Raw genomic sequence first — 17,004 nt, 5'->3', positions numbered from 1 at the left:
ATGGCGGCGGCATTGATGATGTTGGAGACCACGTTGAATTTCCAGAGGCCCATCCAGACCGACTCGAATTCCGGGGTCATGGAATCCAGACCGTGGGAATACCCGAAGACGCGCTGAAAGACCACTTCGGCCCCCACCGCACAGAGCATCGCAAACCAACTGATCTTGAAGACCCGCGAATCGTACCAGAGCGACATGTCATACCCTTTGTCGCTCCCTCCTAACGTTGTACTCGCCATACCAGAACCTCCTTTTTAAAAAATTGAAAACCAGCTGCAGTAATTGAGGCCCGTCTTGATTAAAGCCCAGCACATATTATTCCGGAGAAATATACTCCGGCGAAACATTGCCACCCTCTGCCTGCGGGCGGCACAGTAGCGGATACGGTTTCTTTCTGTCAAGTAGAATATCCAAGGTTGAATCCTGGTCCTGACTGCAAAATACGTGCGAACGGTTATGCACTTAACTCCAGTCCTCCCACTCCCATTTAGCTATCCGTGGCCAGCCTGGAAAATGGGGAAGGCTCAACTGCAATAACCTGCGCCACAAGCCTATGGAACAATCTGCCACGGTACTTCGATGTTCGACGGTTGAACAGATAAGTGAATTCGTCAAGATAGGAGTCCAGCTGTTCACAGGAAAGCGGACCCTGGTGAGTACGCAGAAGCCAGCGCTTCAGTAATGAGGCAACTTTCTGTACGCGTGGCAACATATCAGACGCTGTCATGTTACTGGTGTTGATTGCACGGGGTCGGTGCTTGAAGCCCTCCTGCCTCAACCCAGCATAAGCCTCCCATCCATCCGTGATGACCACGGAGCCCGCTTCAACTGCATGCTTCACGAAGGCGATGAGAGGGCTTACTGAGGCGGCTGGAATTCGGCGTAGTCTGATCCGCCCAATTCCTTTCCGGTCGACCTGTGCGGCAATCGCAACCAGAGCCTTGTTTTCCAGGTGTGGGGAACTCCCTTTACTCTCGACACCATCAATATAAGTTTCGTCTACTTCCACTCGGCCTTCGAGCTGATCCATCCCAGGGCGCACCATTGCGCGCTGTAGTTTCTGCAGCCACAACCATGCCGTCCTATAACTGCCAAGGCCTAGTAGACGCTGCAACCCGGAGGCGCTGAGCCTGTTCTTATGATCAGTCATCCACCACAACGCTCGGAACCAATCTTGTAGGGGAATTCGGGTTCGATGGAAGATCGTCCCAGCCGTGACAGAAGCCTGGTATCCACACTGTCGGCACATCAAGAGGGATCGTGTGGTTGTCCAGCTGCCGTTGGTTGTGCACTGAGGACAGCGAAATCCGGTGGGCCACCGGAGCCGAGCCAGGTAGGCACGGCATGCACCTTCTGTGGCGAAGCGCTGTTCGAACTCGGCGAGGGTCCGCAAATAGCCCTCCACTAAAACAATGCCACTGCCTTACGTAGCTACGGTAGATACAAGCTTACTGGAGCTAAGTGCATAATCCACAGGGGATAAAATAAACAATAACGGTGCAACCTGTCAAGTCTGAGGGGGTATCAGCCATGCAAGCGAAATCCGTGCCGTGATCGAGCCACTGCTTCTCATGTTTATCGGATCAGGGATCTCACGGATTAGATAGGGCATCGTATAATAATCGCCAAGTGCATCATAAGTAATTGATTATAATGACATTTATTAATTATTCTTGTTGGGCTATGGCTAAACAAGAGTAAGGAAGGAACTCGCTCATGTAGCTTATTTACTAAAATTCATAAGCTGAGAGATCTCACCCGCAACTCATTCTGTTATAGGGAACCTATCAATCCTATTTATTCCACAGAGGAGATTCTCTATTAAATAAACAGTCTAATCCATGTCTAATCATCGATTCACACCTCCCATTCACCTCAATGTACATGGTCGTCCGGCGGCGGCCGAATCTCTTTTTCCCGATTGAGCTGCTCAATTTGCTGCATCAATAGGTTATTGTCGGTCCACCCTGCTCCATCCACTGCAGGGATCCACCGCGCCCGCAAAAAACCGTACCGGTCAATCAGAAACTCCATGTGTTTCGGCATTGTCCCCTCACCGGCCAAATCGGGATTACTCAGGGTTCTACGGAACAGGGCATAGCTTTGTGCAATTTCCGGAGCACCCTGAGTCACCACTGGGAATGGCAGATCTGCGGTGATCGCCGCCATATCCTGTTGGTTAAGGTCATTGATGGGCACCGCCAGCACGATCGTATCGCTGCTGCTTAGTGCGGGGTAAGCCTGCTTCAACTGATCGAGCCTCGCGCGTGAATCCGGCCATGAAAATAGTGTCAGCAACACAGATTTTTTCTGACGAAAGTCTTTCAAGGTACCGCTTGCGCCGTCATGTGCGGAATAGGAAAAGTTCTGTGGGACGACGTAAGGCTGATTGGGAGCGACGTAGAAGTTGATGAGACGAGCTTGATAGCCGCGGGAAATCGCATGGAGAAAATTGACGAGATCCCAGCGATCCTCCTCCGAAAGTTTGTCGCCCCATGCCGGCATGCCAAACTCTAGGATTCCGTAAGTCAGCCAATGGAAAAAGTCGCCTGCGGTATGCATCGCAGTATGCGGCTCCGTCAGCAGATCAACCGGTTTCTTCGCAAATGTCTTGGCCAGCACACCATTGCCCTTGGCCTGGGGTCCATGACAAGGCACACAGTTTGCGGCGAATAGGGTTGCGCCATTGTGAACGGAAATGGCATCGAATGGCACCGGCGTCTTGCGGTAGGTTTCTGGAAAGGCCTGAACGGCAAGGGAGGGGAGTGCAACGGCCAGTCCGCAAACCGCCAGCACAGATGGGACGGCAATGTGCCACTTCGTCCCCCAGCGCTTGTATCGACCGAGCGCGACCGCACCGCCTGCCAGTAACAGGAGGGCGATTCCTATCCCCACGCGGACCATGACGCTGAACTCGCCCCAGGTGGCGTCAATGGAGAAGCGGAATGGATAGGGCCAGTCCTCAATGACGGCATGTTTCGCAGGCACGGCGCTCGCGAGAAATGTCGCTGCCAACACCAGTGCTGACGCAAGCACGACTTCGACGGTCACCCACCGTCGAAGTCCCCGCGCACCTGCATCAGCCACATCTTCGTTCCGGCCGAGTAACGGCACCCAGACGAAGTGCGCACGTGCGGCGATGAGGAGAATTGCCAGGAGCAGTGCAAGTTTTGAATTGAGAAACCAGCCGTAGCTCGTTGCGGCTAATGCGGCGTAGCTTGTATCTACCATCCGATACGTTACGATGACGCCGGTCACGATCACCGCGATCATCACGGGCAATGCCATGACTGAAAAGCGTGTTAAGGTCTGGATGCCGAACCGATCTGCCTTCCGGTCCGGCTGTTTTCCTGTGGCGGCGAACAGGAGGGTGAGAAAGGCTGGCAATCCTCCGGCCCAGACGCTTGCCAGCACGATATGGAGCATGTAGGGCAACACAGATAACACGGAGAGATCTTCGGCTGCAGAGTGGCTCGCAAGTGACCCCACAGCCAGCGTGAGCGCAGCGACGATTGCGCACAAGGCGTACTGCCAGGATGTTCTGGAAGAAAGCCGAGCGTAGAGGGCGACAGCGAGCAGAAGAAGCGCAAGGGCTGCGCGCCATGTCCAGATGAGGCCTATGCGAGTTTTCTGTAAGAGTTCAAGCCAAGTTCCGGGGTGCCAGGCACTTTCAACATTGCCCGTGACCTGTGCCGTTGTAATAGCGAGTAAGGCCAGCAGACCCAGCAGAAGCGTGATCGCGAGCCACGGTAGCGCCCGCTTCAGGCGAGCGAACCATGGGCTGTCGAAAGCGGCTCTCTCACGCCCGGCGATCGCAAGGAAAACGCAGCCGCCGATCAGGATCATGTTGGATGCAAGCGCCAGCCAGCGGATAAGCGCTGCGATGACCTCGATCATTTCTCGTGCAGGTTGCCTTTTACTGTGAAGTCGAAGGATGACTGAATTACATGACCGTCCAAGGATAGTACCCGAAACTTTACCGAGTACTTCCCAGGCGCCAACTCAGGCAGCGGCAGGACAATGGATTTCAGGTCATTCGATGCAAGTTGAGGTTTGACCGCTGTAACAGGGTTTTTGCCGGCGTCGAGCACGGTGAGCGACGCATAGGCGCTCTCAATTTCCTCGTTGAACCAGAGTTGCACGTGAGCCGGGGCCTTGGCGAGGACGGCCCGACGTGGCGGCTCTGCCTTGACGAGGGCTGCATGGGCCAGCGCCGGGGCAACGTGCACGCACATCGTTATTGCCACTGCCGCGCCTACCACGAGGTGCTTGAGTGGGGGAATCGTCCATGATTCCATTCAGACCTCCTCCTTTTCCCAGACGACCCTGTCCGAGTGTTGTGGCCAACTATTGGGCCCGCGTGGTGTGACGCATGGACTCCCCAGCGCCTGATAGCCAGCTGTCTACGTCGCTGTACTGCCCGAAGGCTTGCGTCGACCGCGCACGACAAAGAAGATCACCGCTCCACCGGCGATTGCTGCGAGCGGGACTATGACCATAATGTAGTGCATGAAATGCGAAACCACGTTCGATTCCCCTATAGAGATTGGGAACCGCGCCACATGTTCATGTGGCCCACCCAGGGTTATCAGCCCGACGAATTTCCCGGGCTGGTCGAAGTTGTGTTCGAGACTGATGAATCCGCTGGGATACACCTTAGAAGGCACGTGAAGGACCGTGATGGCCTGAAGATCCTGTTCCGAGCCCGTGTCTTTGATGATCCGAACCTCGACGGGCAAAGAGCGAAGTTCCCCCTCGATATAATCAAGCACCAGCACCGTGCGCCCAACCCCCGGAACTTCTCCGCAGCTTTCTTTTCCGGCTGAGAGTTCTGGCTGATAGCCGGTAAGGTGCATACCGTAGGGCCCGATCTTGAGGATGCAGAAGTTCTTTTCCAATTCGTGCGTATGTTGGGCTTGTGCGGAAAGCGGAACTCCAAACGTCACCAGCAGAACGCATAAGCCGGCAGGTTTCAAAAATTTCCACGACATCGTCGGTGTCCTCACCATCTATCTCGGCGCGCTCAATTTCTACGCTGTACCCGAGTCGCATCCGCGCCGTTGCGACTCGGGTACGTTTTTGTCTATCAACTCCAGCGGTACTATGGTGCGTGGCCAGCTCATGATTCAGGGCCTCTATCCTGTCGTCCAACTATCGTACGCATCGGCAGCGGCATGCCATTTGGCTCTGTTGTTTCTGCGCGTAGTATTCCCGGTACAGAACGGCCTGCTTCCTATCCATTCTATGCAGCGCTATCTGACGTATTCCGACGTCCGCGCATGGCAAAAAATATAATTGCTACGACAACGGCAGCCCCGCCAAATCCGTATATGAAGTAGGAGGGAGGCGTCCATGTGCTCCCTGCACCCACCGAGAACGGGAATCGCGAGATATGTTCCTGCGGCCCGCCTACGGTGACAAGACCGACATATTTGCCGGGCTGGGCAAAATTATATTCAAAATTCACCGTCCCGTTGGGGTAAACCTTGGGTGGCAAATGAAGGACAGTGACGGCCTGAATATCTTGTTCCGAACCCGTATCCTTAATGACCCGAACCTCGGTAGTCAGCGGGCGGAGGGCATCATCCATGTAGTCAAGCACGACGACTGTGCGGCCGGTCGCTGGAATGTCCTCGCAGAATTCTTTATTGCGGGTGTTGTCAGGCTGATAGCCGGTGAAGTGCATGTTGTAGGGGCCGATGGTGAGCCGGCACATGTCCTCTGCCAGAGCCAATCCCCCATGAGCCTGAGCCTGTGTTGAGGAGAATACCCCGATCGCCAGCATCAGAAGGCACAGGCCTGCGGGTCTTAGAAATTGCACAGACATTGTCGTGATCCTCCCTCTGGAATGGTGAACCATTTATGATCGCAGGCCGGAACGTCGGGCTCCCTACGAACTGGGGGCAGCAGTCCACCATTTCCGTAGCCATTTCGATCGTACGAGCTTATAGACGAGCCAGGCAAACAGCAGTACCCCTATCAACGGTCCTGCGATGGACATCACAACCTTTGGATAGTCAATCATGTGTACCCGCAAGAGATACTGCGGGTGCCGTGTCAGATTCCGTTTCTCCGACTCAATGGTGACGGTATACATACCTTCGTCCAGCCTTACTTCGCCTCTGAGCACTCCGTCCGGGTGAGTGCTTGGACGGATGTTCGCCACAATCTCACCCTCTGCTGCGTTCTTCCCGTTTCCCCTCGTGACCCTCATCCCGACCGGTTCGTTGCGCAATGCCGAGTCCACGAGGTCCACGACCAGGAACGTATCGCCTTCCTGAGGAATTTCCGTGCAGTATTGATCTTTTATCTCGTATTGCGGCTGATAGGCGCTGAAATGCACCGCACTCTCCCCCATCTTGCGTACGCAGGGGTCTTGCTCCATCTCGGCGCCGCCGTGTGCTGTGGCTACGTTGGGGTGGTACAGGGCTATTACAAGCATGAGCATCGTAGCTCCTGCCCCCGTCGCGTGCCATTTCCTCATAATGTGCCGAACCCTCCTCTATGGGACCTTCCGTGGGTCGCTGAGCTCTGTGGCGCAACGACATCAATAGGTAACGCGTGACAGTGTCAAACCGTTATCTCATAGCAGATGCGTCCACTATGATGCCACTAAAATAGGACAAGATTCTACCCCCCCCCTCCCATCCGTACGGCGCAAGCGAACAAAAAAACAAAAATGCTTCCTGCCGGACTCACCTGCTCTAGAGCCTTTGTCAACATGATAAGACTAGGATGACAGAGGGCGATGAGGTGTTCATGCGGAACTGTGCCGCTCAATTTTGACTTGCCGGTATCAGATGGGAGACAATCGCCCATCATGCCGTCTTCTCAAAAGATGCCGGTAGGTAAGTCTTTTTCTTTAGTCTCAGTGGGATTTCTCCCGATATGCTCCAAACCGTCGCACTGAGAGGCAGCCGTGGACAACGACAGTTGTTCTCAGACATCAATGTGACGATCAAGCCTGGGACATTGCTGGCTGTGGCGGGTGAGAATGGCAGCGGGAAGACCAGCTTTCTCCGCATGCTGTGTGGCTTATTGTCGCCCGATGAAGGTGCGGTTCTTTGGCAGGGAAAAGACATTCGGCAACTGAAGGAGTTGTATTGCGCCCAACTCATCTATATTGGGCATCTCAACGGGATCAAGGATGACTTAACTCCAGCAGAAAATATGAAGATTGCTGCTGGTTTGGCAGGCGATGACAGCTCCAGCGAAATCGTACGAAAGGCGTTGGAGGCGGTCGGTCTCGGGCGACCGATTCACACTCTTCCCACGAGAGTCCTATCACAAGGGCAAAAGCGCCGTGTCGCGCTGGCGCGTCTGTGGCTTTCCACACGTCCACTATGGTTCCTGGATGAGCCCTTTGCTTCTCTCGATGCTCTGGCGACGGCCTATTTGACCCAACGCCTGCAGTCACATCTGAGTAACGGCGGCATGGTCGTCGTGTCTACCCATCAGGAACTTGCTCTTCCCACTGATTCGGTCCAGCACCTGAGGCTGAGTCGATGAGTCAGCCCAGCATGAGTGAGGCGTTGGGTGGAGTGGTCCGGCGGGATCTCTTGCTGGCCATGCGGCACCGTTCGGATGTGGCGATGTCAGTGTTTTTCGTGGTCATCGTCGCGAGTCTTTTCCCATTGGGGGTTGGGCCTGAGGCAGCGGTTCTCAGGATGATCGGCCCCGGCGTGCTCTGGGTTACGGCTCTGCTGGCTTGCCTGTTGTCACTGGGGCGCCTCTTTACGGCTGATTATCTCGATGGTGTCTTGGAACAGACGGCGCTGATACCTCAGTCGCTGGCTGTTCTGGTTATTGGAAAGGTTTTCGCCCATTGGGTGGTCTCTGGCCTGCCGGTAGTCCTGCTCTCGCCGCTTCTCGGCTTGCAGTTTGGCCTGGATGGGGTGACGCTGGGGGTACTGACGTTATCGCTCTTGCTTGGTACGCCAACGTTAAGTATGATTGGTGCTATCGGTGCTGCGCTGACACTTGGATTACGCGGAAGCGGCTTACTGGTTGCTCTTCTGGTGCTCCCCCTCTTTATCCCGGTGTTGATATTTGGGGCCGGCGCCGTTACAAGTAGTGTGTCTGGAATCGGCAGCGAAGCGAACCTGTCCTTACTCGGAGCCTGTTTTTTGCTGTCATTTGCTTTTGCGCCATGGGCCACGGCTGTTGCATTACGAATTGCGTTGGAATAACAGATTCTATTTGAGTGCCCACATTCCCCCCCTAATGGGTCGTTGCGGACAGTTTCGTCGTATGGCGATAAGAAGGAGGCTGACACGGTTTGACGTGTCGGCTGTCCATAGGCTAGACATCCTGAACTTGAGCTAGATCATTATGGGTATTAACTGGTTTAAGTATTCGTCACCGCAGGCCTTTCACCCCCTGGCAGGGAAAATGATTCCGTGGTTTTCCGTTGCTGCGGGCTTGTTGATCATCATCGGCCTGTATATCGGGTTCTTTGTCGCACCGACTGATTTTCAGCAAGGCGATTCTTACCGGATTATTTTCGTCCATGTGCCAGCTGCCTGGATGTCCATGTTCCTGTATGTCATCATGGCCGCATGGGCCGGCGTTGGGTTGGGACTGAACGCGCGTCCTTCCTTCATGATGGCCCAGGCCATTGCGCCGACCGGAGCGATGTTTACATTCATTGCGCTGCTGACCGGGGCGATGTGGGGCAAACCGACCTGGGGCGCCTGGTGGGTGTGGGATGCCCGGCTGACGTCCGAATTGATTCTGTTGTTCCAATACATCGGTATCATCCTGCTACGGGCGGCGATCGATGACCTGCGTCGAGCCGACCGGGCAAGTGCGGTGTTGGCGTTGGTCGGAGTGGTCAATGTCCCGATCATCTATTTTTCCGTACGCTGGTGGAATACCTTGCACCAAGGGGCGTCAGTCAGCATGACCGCGTCGCCAAAAATGGCAACGACGATGCTGACGGCTATGTTAATCATGACAGTGGGTTTCTGGATGTACAGTTTTGCCGTCACATTGGCTCGTGTGCGTTGCGTGATTCTCGATCGTGAGCGGCAACCGATGTGGGGCAACCAGACCTCGATTCAAGAAGTGGCGGAGGCACGCTGATGCAGTGGGGAAGCGTGAGTGAATTTTTCGCCATGGGGGGGTACGGCCTCTATGTGTGGGTCTCGTTCGGTGTGACAGCCCTATGCATGTGCGGGGAAGTCCTCGCTGTCTGGCGTCGACATGCTGCCGCGGTTGCAGAAACCCGTGATGGGTCTCTAGGAGGATAGGGATACGATGAAACCTCGGCACAAGCGGTTTATCTTTATCGGCCTCGGCTTGCTCGCGTTGGCAGGGGCGTCGATGTTGATTCTGAACGCGTTTCAGAAAAATCTCGTCTTCTTTTATACACCAACGGCGGTGGCGAATGGTGAGGCGCCGAAGGGCCAAGGCTTTCGTATCGGCGGGATGGTCGAAGACGGCAGCCTCACACGGGAGGGCGATGGATTAACCGTCCATTTCGTCATGACCGATACGGCGAAACGCGTACCCGTGACGTTCAAGGGCATCCTTCCCGACCTGTTCAAGGAGGGGAAGGGCGCGGTGGCCCAGGGGCAACTCGGGGCCGATGGGACTTTCCTTGCGAGTGAAGTGCTGGCGAAGCACGATGAAAACTATATGCCGCCGGAAGCGGCTGAAGCGCTGGCCAAAGCCAAGGCGGCCGCCGGGGCGCAAACCAGCAGCACGCTCGTCGTCAATCCACGCTAGGAGTCACCATGATCCCAGAGATCGGTCATTATGCCTTGATACTTGCGCTCTGCGTGGCGGTCGTACAGGGAACCATTCCCATTTACGGCGCTGCAGTCGGGAACTCTTCCTTCATGTCCGTGGCAAAGCCGGCTGCGCGGGGGCAATTTCTTCTGGTCCTGCTGGCTTTTTGTTGTCTAGGCTATGCCTTTGCAGTCAAGGATTTCTCCGTACTCTACGTCGCGGCCACGTCGAATTCTCAACTTCCCCTGCACTACCGAATCGCTGCCATCTGGGGCGCGCACGAGGGATCCTTGCTACTGTGGGTATTCATTCTCACCATCTGGATGGTCGCCGTCTCATTCTTCTCGGCGCATTTACCCGAGGCGATGCGTGCCCGTATTCTCGGTGTGATGGGATTAGTCAGCGTGGGATTTCTCTTATTCATGCTGACGGTCTCCAATCCATTCGAGCGGTTGATCCCAGCTGCCTTCGATGGACGGGATCTGAACCCCTTATTGCAGGACCCGGGCATGGTGATACATCCGCCGATGCTCTATATGGGGTACGTAGGATTCTCCGTCGCGTTTGCCTTTGCGCTGGCTGCGCTGTTTGGCGGAACATTGGATGCGGCTTGGGCTCGTTGGTCGCGGCCCTGGACGACAGTGGCCTGGTGCTTTTTGACCATTGGTGTCGCGATGGGGAGCGGCTGGGCCTATTATGAGTTGGGCTGGGGCGGATGGTGGTTCTGGGATCCGGTCGAGAATGCCTCGTTCATGCCTTGGTTGGCTGGAACAGCATTGATCCATTCCCTGGCGGTCACGGATAAACGAGGCAGCTTCAAAGCCTGGAGTGTGCTGCTCGCCATTCTGGCGTTTTCACTCAGTCTCCTGGGGACCTTCTTGGTCCGTTCCGGTGTCTTGACCTCGGTCCACGCGTTTGCCACTGATCCAAAGCGTGGTCTGTTTATTCTGGTGTTCCTGGCCGTGGTCATCGGAGGCTCCCTGATGTTGTACGCATGGCGTGCGCCGCGCGTGGGGCTGGGCGGCAGCTTCTCAATTGTTTCACGCGAGGGGATGTTACTGGCGAACAACGTATTACTGGTTGCGGCCTTGGGGGCAGTGCTCTTGGGCACGCTCTATCCTTTGTTCCTGGACGCGCTGGACCTTGGTAAGATTTCAGTCGGTCCACCCTATTTTGATACAGTCTTTGTCCCATTGATGACGCCTGCCATCTTCCTCATGGGGATCGGTCCTCTGGCGCAATGGAAGAAAGCCAGCCTGCCGGAATTAGCGGTGCGGCTGCGTTGGGCCTTCGGGGTGAGTGTCGCAACCGCCCTGCTGGTGCCGATTCTCATGGGTCACTGGTCGCCGCTCGTGAGCCTTGGTCTATTACTGGCGCTCTGGATTGCGACAACGATTGCGGTTGACTTGCGTGAAAGGCTTACTCGTACGGATGGAAGCAGCTTCATGGGGAAACTGGCCATGCTCCCTCGGGCCTACTGGGGAATGGTCATAGCCCACTTCGGACTTGCCCTGTTCATCACCGGTGTGACCATGGTGAAGGGGTTCGAAGTTGAGCAGGATGTACGGATGAACGTAGGAGAGACGGCAACGCTCGGCGGCTATACGTTCCGGTTTGATGGAACCGAGCAGTACAGGGGACCAAACTATATCGCGGCGCGTGGATCGATTCACGTGAGTCAGGATGGACGTGACGTGACGGTGATGTATCCTGAAAAGCGCCGCTACACCGTTCAGAATCAGACCATGACCGAAGCCGCGATCTCTCCCGGGTTTCTGCGCGACCTCTATGTGTCGTTGGGTGAGCCACTCGAAGGCGGAGCCTGGAGTGTCCGGCTCTATCACAAGCCCTTTATCGATTGGATCTGGGGCGGATGTCTGGTTATGGCAGTGGGGGGCGTGTTAGCCATCAGTGATCGCCGGTACCGACTCGCGTGGCGCCGCAAAGAGGTCGAGGTGCCGGCAGGGACACAGATGGCTCGGCAGACAGTCTCATGAGTCGGTTTCTTATCCCGCTCGGCATCTTTGTGGTCGTGCTCGCGTTTCTTGGTGTCGGCCTGACGCTCAACCCGCGTGAATTGCCGTCTCCCTTAGTGGGGAAGCCGGCGCCGAATTTCTCGCTTCCGCAGCTCCACGAAAAGGACAAGGTGCTTTCATCGACTGATCTGAGAGGCCAGGTTTGGCTGCTTAACTTCTGGGCTTCCTGGTGCGGTGGCTGCAAGGAGGAGCACCCTGTCCTCATCCATCTCGCGAAATCCGGGGAGGTGCCCATCTATGGTATGGACTATAAGGACCGTAGAGAAGAAGCGCTGGCCTGGTTGAAAGAGTGGGGCAATCCCTATCCGCTTGTTGCCGTGGACGAATCGGGGCGCGTCGGCATTGATTATGGCGTCTATGGTGTGCCGGAGACCTATGTGATCGACAAGGCGGGTGTCATCCGCTACAAACAGATCGGTCCGCTGCGCGAGGATGTCTTGCAAACGAAAATCTTGCCATTGGTCAGGGAGCTGCAGAACCAATGAGGTGGTTCTACTTAGTGGTCATCCTTCTCATCCCCGGTCTCGCTGCGGCGGCCTACGAAGCAAGCCCGCTCGCTGAGAACCCGCAGGTTGAGGCGCGTCTAAAAACCCTCGCCGTAGAGCTGCGTTGTCTAGTCTGCCAGAATCAGACGCTGGCTGATTCGAATGCGCCGTTAGCCGAAGACTTGCGCCGGGAAGTTCGCGAGATGATTGTCAAAAATATGAGCGACAAGGAGATCATCGACTTTCTCGTCAGCCGCTACGGAGATTTTGTCCTCTATCGTCCTCCTCTCAAGACCACGACCACATTGCTCTGGGTAGGACCGTTCCTCCTGCTGATTGGAGGCGCGACGGCCTTGGTTCTTGCGCTCCGCAAGAGACAAAAGAAGCTTGCCGCCGTGGCACTGACGGAAGCAGAGCACAACCGTGTCGCACAACTGCTCTCCGAGGGAGCGAATCGCCCTTGACCATCATGTTCTGGCTCATTGCATCGACGATGACTCTGCTCGTCCTGGGTCTCCTGTTGTGGCCCCTGATGAAGCGCACAGCGGCTGTTGCACCAGCGAGAGAAGAAGAGAAGACCCTGTCGATCTTCCGGCAACAGTTTGCGGAGCTGGAACAGGATCGGGCAAATTCTGTCCTCACCGATGAACTCTATCAGCAAGCGCGACAGGAGCTCGAACGCCGGCTGCTTGAAGAGACCGGTACCACGGAGACGACCACCAAAAAGCCCCGGCAGCAGATGCATGGCAAGCCGGTGGCGTTCGCGCTTGCCATCATCATCCCGACGGCCTGCGGGTTGCTCTACTGGCAACTTGGAAATCCACTCGCGATAACAGAGTCACCTGCCCCTTCGTTGTCTGCACAGGGAGGATCACAAGAGGGGGATCCCTTCGCTGCCGGACTCGACCCACTGATCGAGCGGCTCAAACAAAAGATGGAGCAGAACCCCGGTGATGGCGCTGGATGGGCATTGCTCGGGCGTTCGTATATGGGGGTCGGTCGCTACGCAGAAGCAGCATTGGCCTATGAGCAAGCCACCAACCTGATCCCTGACGATGCCCAGTTACTCGCCGATTATGCCGATGCCATGGGGGTGCTCCATGGTCGTAAATTGGAGGGGAGGCCTGAAGCGTTGATCCAACGGGCGCTGAAGATCGATCCACGCAATGTCAAGGCGCTGATGTTGGCAGGGACCGTGGCATTCAATCGAGATAATTTTGCCCAGGCGGTGAAGGATTGGGAACTCGCTCGCGCGAATCTTCCTGAGGACATCGATCCGGAAATGACACAGCAATTAGTCGTTGCGATCGACGAGGCCAAAAGCCGACTTGGCGGTGGCCGAGAGATGGCACGAATGGACAGGGAACCAGCAGCGCCGGCTCAATCAGTGAGGCAGGCGGGACAATCACGGGCGATCAGAGGCACGGTGACCCTGGCGCCCGGTCTGGCCGGCAAGGTCTCGGAGACGGACACGCTGTTTGTCTTTGCTCGCGAAGTGAACGGGCCCCCGATGCCGGTGGCAATCGTGCGGGCGAGCAAGAAGGATTTGCCCTTCACGTTCCAGCTTGATGACTCGACCAGCCCGATGCCGTCGAGAAAACTGTCCGGCGCTGGACCGGTGGTGATTGTGGCTCGTCTATCGAAATCAGGCCAGGCCATGCCGCAGAGCGGAGATCTGGAGGGGACCAGTCAGCCGATTCAAGCCGGGGGAGACGGGATCACGGTCCTGATCGACCGTGAGCGGATGGGTACGGAACCAGCAGCGCCGGCTCAACCAATGGGGCAGGCCGGACAACCACGTGCGATCAGAGGCACGGTGACTCTCGCACCCAGTTTAGCCGGCAAGGGATCCGCCGCCGACACGCTGTTTGTCTTTGCCCGCGAGATGAATGGGCCTCCGATGCCGGTGGCAATCGTGCGGGCAACGAAGCGAGATTTACCCTTTACGTTTCAACTCGATGACTCAACCAGTCCGATGCCGTCCAGAAAATTGTCGAGTACAGGACCGGTGGTGATCGTGGCTCGTCTATCGAAATCAGGCCAGGCCATGCCGCAGAGCGGAGATCTGGAGGGGACTAGTCAGCCGATTCAAGCCGGGGGGGACGGGATCACAGTCGTGATCGATCATGAACGGCCCTAGCACTCGAAAGTCGACAAGTCTCTGGCCTGTTGAGTTCCTAACCCCTCACGGAGGTTCGGAGAGCAGTCCACTCCTCCCTTGACATCGCCTAACCCATGCTGAGATATATGCGCGCTGTGTCCTCCGCGATAAATTCGTAGATAACGAAGAGTCTTTTCACAAACAGGGAGTATTGCACATGGTCGACAGACGTTGGATAAGGTGTGGTCTACTAGTCTGCGGATTGTTGCTTGCCTCGACAGGATCTGGATATACGGAACCGACAGCTCCTGCGAAGCCGACTGGACAGGCTGGATCGTCGCTTGCCATCAGTGGCAAGGTGACGATCGCGCCAGGCCTGGCCAACAAAGGAGCCGCGACAGACACATTGTTTGTGTTTGCGCGTGAAACGAATGGCCCACCGATGCCTGTCGCGATTGTACGGGCGACGAAAAAGGATTTGCCCTTCAACTTTCGGCTCGATGACTCAGTCAGTATGATGCCTTCCAGAAAACTTTCTGATGTCGGCACGGTCGTGATTGTGGCTCGTCTATCGAAGTCCGGCCAAGCGATGCCTCAGAGTGGAGACTTGGAGGGAGTGAGTCAGCCGGTGAACCCTGGAGCGGAGGGGGTTGCCATTGTTATCGATCGTGAAAGACCCTAGCCTGTGGACTGCCATCATTCCCCGGTGTTGATGGCACTGTATTTGCAAAAATTTATGAAAAATGCGTGACCGGCGATTTTTTTATCTGAATGCCACTTAATATCTTGACATGGATTATGTCCTGCGATATACATGCGCGGTGCTGTGATTAGCCAGCGCTAATGTAGATATAAATGCATGTAAAAATCTGAAAAACCGCACCAATAATAGACCGTTGTACTTTATGAATGGAGGGAGGGTTAGCATGGTGAATAAATTCTGGCTGAGATGTTGTCTCATGGTGTGCGGGGTGATGCTCGCAGGGACCGCGCAGGCCAACTTCCCCAGCGTTCCCAAGGAGACCTATGAGGCCCTGAACATTGATCGGTCCGCCAGCCCCAAGGAGTTTCATGAGGCGTTGACGAAGCGCTACAAGGATCCAGGCAAAGGAGCGGGGAAGGGGCAGTACGGCCAGTATTGGGAGCCGATTCCCATCACCAAGTACCTCGATCCCGCGACCTTCTACAAGCCGCCGCAATCGGTGAAGGAAGTGGCGACGCGCGAGCAGTGCGTGAAATGCCACACCGATGAGTCGCCTGGGTGGGTGATAACTTGGAAAAAGAGTGCCCACGCCAATCTTGACAAGATTCGCAAGCTGACCCCCAAAGACGACACCTTCTATAAGAAAGCGAAGTTGGAGGAAATCGAGGCGAACCTGCGCTCGATCGGCAAGCTTGGTGCAAAAGAGAACTTGAAGGAAGTCAGCTGCATCGATTGCCATGTCGACATCAACACGACGAAGAAGGCCGATCACCGGGTCGACCTGAAGATGCCTACTTCCGATGTGTGCGGCAACTGCCATCTGATGGAATATGCCGAGCGCGAGTCCGAGCGCGACACGATCTTATGGCCGAAGAACCAGTGGCCACGGGGTCGTCCGTCGCACGTGCTGGATTGGCGCGCTAACGTCGAGACCGATATCTGGGCGGGCATGTCGCAGCGCGAGATTGCTGAAGGCTGCTCCCTATGCCATACGAATCAGAACAAGTGCGATAACTGCCATACCAGGCACGAATTCTCGGTGGCCGACTCCCGCAAGCCTGAAGCCTGCGGTACCTGCCACAGCGGGGCCGATCACAACAACTGGGAAGCCTACAACGGGTCACAGCACGGGCTGGGGTACCAGGCTTCTAAGGGTAGATGGAATTTCGATTTACAGCTCAAGGATGCAGTTGCTAAGGGCGGGCAGAAGTTCCCGACCTGCCAGAGCTGTCATATGGAGTACCAGGGTAAATTCAGCCACAACACGGTGCGTAAGGTTCGCTGGGCGAATTATCCCTTCGTGCCAGGGATTCGCGAGGCTGTATTTGACAACTGGGGTATGCAACGGTACGAGGCGTGGGTCAAGACCTGCACCACGTGCCATTCCGAGACCTTCGCCCGCGCCTACTTGGAGTTTATCGATAACGGCACGAGCGCCGGCCTGGATAAATACGACGAGGCGCACAACGTCGTGCATAAACAGTTCGAGGCGCGCCTCCTGACCGGGCAGAGGACCAACCGGCCGGCCCCGCCGGCCCCAGCGAAGGCGCTGTTCGACCAGTTCTGGCAGATCTACTGGTCCAAGAACAACAGCCCGACCGCGATCGAGCTGAAACTCTTCGAGATGGCGGAAGACCATCTGGTGCAACTGCACGTGAGTATGGCGCACCAATATCCGGGGTTCACCTATACGGTCGGCTGGGCCGCGATGAACCGGGCCTATGTCGAAATCATGGATGAGGACACCAAGCTGAAGGACCGGATGCTGTTGATGGAACGGGTCACCAAGCTCGAAGAAAAGAGCAAGACGAGCCGGCTCCTGGATTTCGACAGCACCGACGGCAAGCTGACGCTGGGCAGTCTGGGCGGCGGCATGCTGCTGACCGGAACGCTGGCGCTGGCCGGATGGAGCCGACGTAAGAAGAACCAGAAGTGAAATAGGGCGCC

18 protein-coding genes are annotated in these 17,004 nt (G+C 56.1%); 11 read left to right on the top strand and 7 right to left on the bottom strand.

Annotated elements, in window-relative coordinates; translation table 11 throughout:
• From HZB34_03445 to HZB34_03415, 7 genes are all read right to left on the bottom strand, one after another.
• On the bottom strand, window positions 1-239 hold a 239-nt coding region (locus HZB34_03445), incomplete at its 3' end, for a hypothetical protein (protein MBI5315004.1).
• Between the two features lie 248 nt (window positions 240-487).
• Entirely contained in the window at window positions 488-1,405 is a 918-nt protein-coding gene (locus tag HZB34_03440; GenBank protein MBI5315003.1) for an IS1595 family transposase, read from the bottom strand.
• A gap of 470 nt (window positions 1,406-1,875) precedes the next feature.
• A complete protein-coding gene (locus tag HZB34_03435) occupies window positions 1,876-3,897 on the bottom strand; it encodes a CopD family protein (protein MBI5315002.1) in 2,022 nt (673 codons plus the stop codon).
• On the bottom strand, window positions 3,894-4,298 hold the full coding sequence (locus tag HZB34_03430) for a copper resistance protein CopC (protein MBI5315001.1): 405 nt from the start codon (window positions 4,296-4,298) through the stop codon (window positions 3,894-3,896). Before HZB34_03430 ends, HZB34_03435 begins: the two co-directional genes overlap by 4 nt.
• A 105-nt stretch (window positions 4,299-4,403) precedes the next feature.
• Entirely contained in the window at window positions 4,404-4,949 is a 546-nt protein-coding gene (locus HZB34_03425; protein ID MBI5315000.1) for a hypothetical protein, read from the bottom strand.
• A gap of 293 nt (window positions 4,950-5,242) precedes the next feature.
• Window positions 5,243-5,785, bottom strand: a complete 543-nt coding sequence (locus HZB34_03420; protein ID MBI5314999.1) for a hypothetical protein — start codon at window positions 5,783-5,785, stop codon at window positions 5,243-5,245.
• 105 nt (window positions 5,786-5,890) lie between these two features.
• The gene (locus HZB34_03415; protein MBI5314998.1) at window positions 5,891-6,484 is read right to left on the bottom strand and encodes a hypothetical protein; all 594 of its coding nucleotides are present in this window, start codon (window positions 6,482-6,484) and stop codon (window positions 5,891-5,893) included.
• 404 nt (window positions 6,485-6,888) lie between these two features.
• Here HZB34_03415 and ccmA point away from each other — a divergent pair, with 404 nt between their 5' ends.
• The 11 genes from ccmA to HZB34_03360 all read left to right on the top strand — a co-directional run bounded on the left by ccmA (window position 6,889) and on the right by HZB34_03360 (window position 16,993).
• The gene (gene ccmA / locus HZB34_03410; GenBank protein MBI5314997.1) at window positions 6,889-7,509 is read left to right on the top strand and encodes a cytochrome c biogenesis heme-transporting ATPase CcmA; all 621 of its coding nucleotides are present in this window, start codon (window positions 6,889-6,891) and stop codon (window positions 7,507-7,509) included.
• An 11-nt stretch (window positions 7,510-7,520) separates the two neighbouring features.
• Window positions 7,521-8,189: a heme exporter protein CcmB gene (gene ccmB, locus HZB34_03405; GenBank protein MBI5314996.1), complete on the top strand. Its 669-nt coding sequence runs from the start codon at window positions 7,521-7,523 to the stop codon at window positions 8,187-8,189.
• A gap of 142 nt (window positions 8,190-8,331) precedes the next feature.
• On the top strand, window positions 8,332-9,084 hold the full coding sequence (gene ccsA, locus HZB34_03400) for a cytochrome c biogenesis protein CcsA (GenBank protein MBI5314995.1): 753 nt from the start codon (window positions 8,332-8,334) through the stop codon (window positions 9,082-9,084).
• Complete coding sequence (gene ccmD / locus HZB34_03395) at window positions 9,084-9,251, top strand: heme exporter protein CcmD (GenBank protein MBI5314994.1); 168 nt, start codon at window positions 9,084-9,086, stop codon at window positions 9,249-9,251. Before ccsA ends, ccmD begins: the two co-directional genes overlap by 1 nt.
• A 7-nt stretch (window positions 9,252-9,258) precedes the next feature.
• Window positions 9,259-9,729, top strand: coding sequence for a cytochrome c maturation protein CcmE (gene ccmE / locus HZB34_03390; protein ID MBI5314993.1), 471 nt, complete (start codon window positions 9,259-9,261; stop codon window positions 9,727-9,729).
• Window positions 9,730-9,737: 8 nt separating this feature from the next.
• Window positions 9,738-11,729 carry a heme lyase CcmF/NrfE family subunit gene (locus tag HZB34_03385; protein MBI5314992.1) on the top strand — a complete coding sequence of 664 codons (1,992 nt, stop codon included), beginning with the start codon at window positions 9,738-9,740 and terminating at the stop codon, window positions 11,727-11,729.
• Window positions 11,726-12,253, top strand: coding sequence for a DsbE family thiol:disulfide interchange protein (locus HZB34_03380; protein MBI5314991.1), 528 nt, complete (start codon window positions 11,726-11,728; stop codon window positions 12,251-12,253). Before HZB34_03385 ends, HZB34_03380 begins: the two co-directional genes overlap by 4 nt.
• A complete protein-coding gene (locus HZB34_03375) occupies window positions 12,250-12,717 on the top strand; it encodes a cytochrome c-type biogenesis protein CcmH (protein ID MBI5314990.1) in 468 nt (155 codons plus the stop codon). Before HZB34_03380 ends, HZB34_03375 begins: the two co-directional genes overlap by 4 nt.
• A complete protein-coding gene (ccmI, locus tag HZB34_03370; GenBank protein ID MBI5314989.1) occupies window positions 12,714-14,393 on the top strand; it encodes a c-type cytochrome biogenesis protein CcmI in 1,680 nt (559 codons plus the stop codon). Before HZB34_03375 ends, ccmI begins: the two co-directional genes overlap by 4 nt.
• Window positions 14,394-14,571: 178 nt before the next feature.
• On the top strand, window positions 14,572-15,036 hold the full coding sequence (locus tag HZB34_03365; GenBank protein MBI5314988.1) for a hypothetical protein: 465 nt from the start codon (window positions 14,572-14,574) through the stop codon (window positions 15,034-15,036).
• A gap of 244 nt (window positions 15,037-15,280) precedes the next feature.
• On the top strand, window positions 15,281-16,993 hold the full coding sequence (locus tag HZB34_03360) for a hydroxylamine reductase (GenBank protein ID MBI5314987.1): 1,713 nt from the start codon (window positions 15,281-15,283) through the stop codon (window positions 16,991-16,993).
• The last annotated feature ends 11 nt before the right edge of the window (window positions 16,994-17,004 follow it).

The organism is Nitrospirota bacterium (assembly GCA_016219645.1).
Classification (GTDB): Bacteria; Nitrospirota; Nitrospiria; order Nitrospirales; family Nitrospiraceae; genus Palsa-1315.
This window is presented reverse-complemented; position numbering and strand designations above follow the sequence as displayed.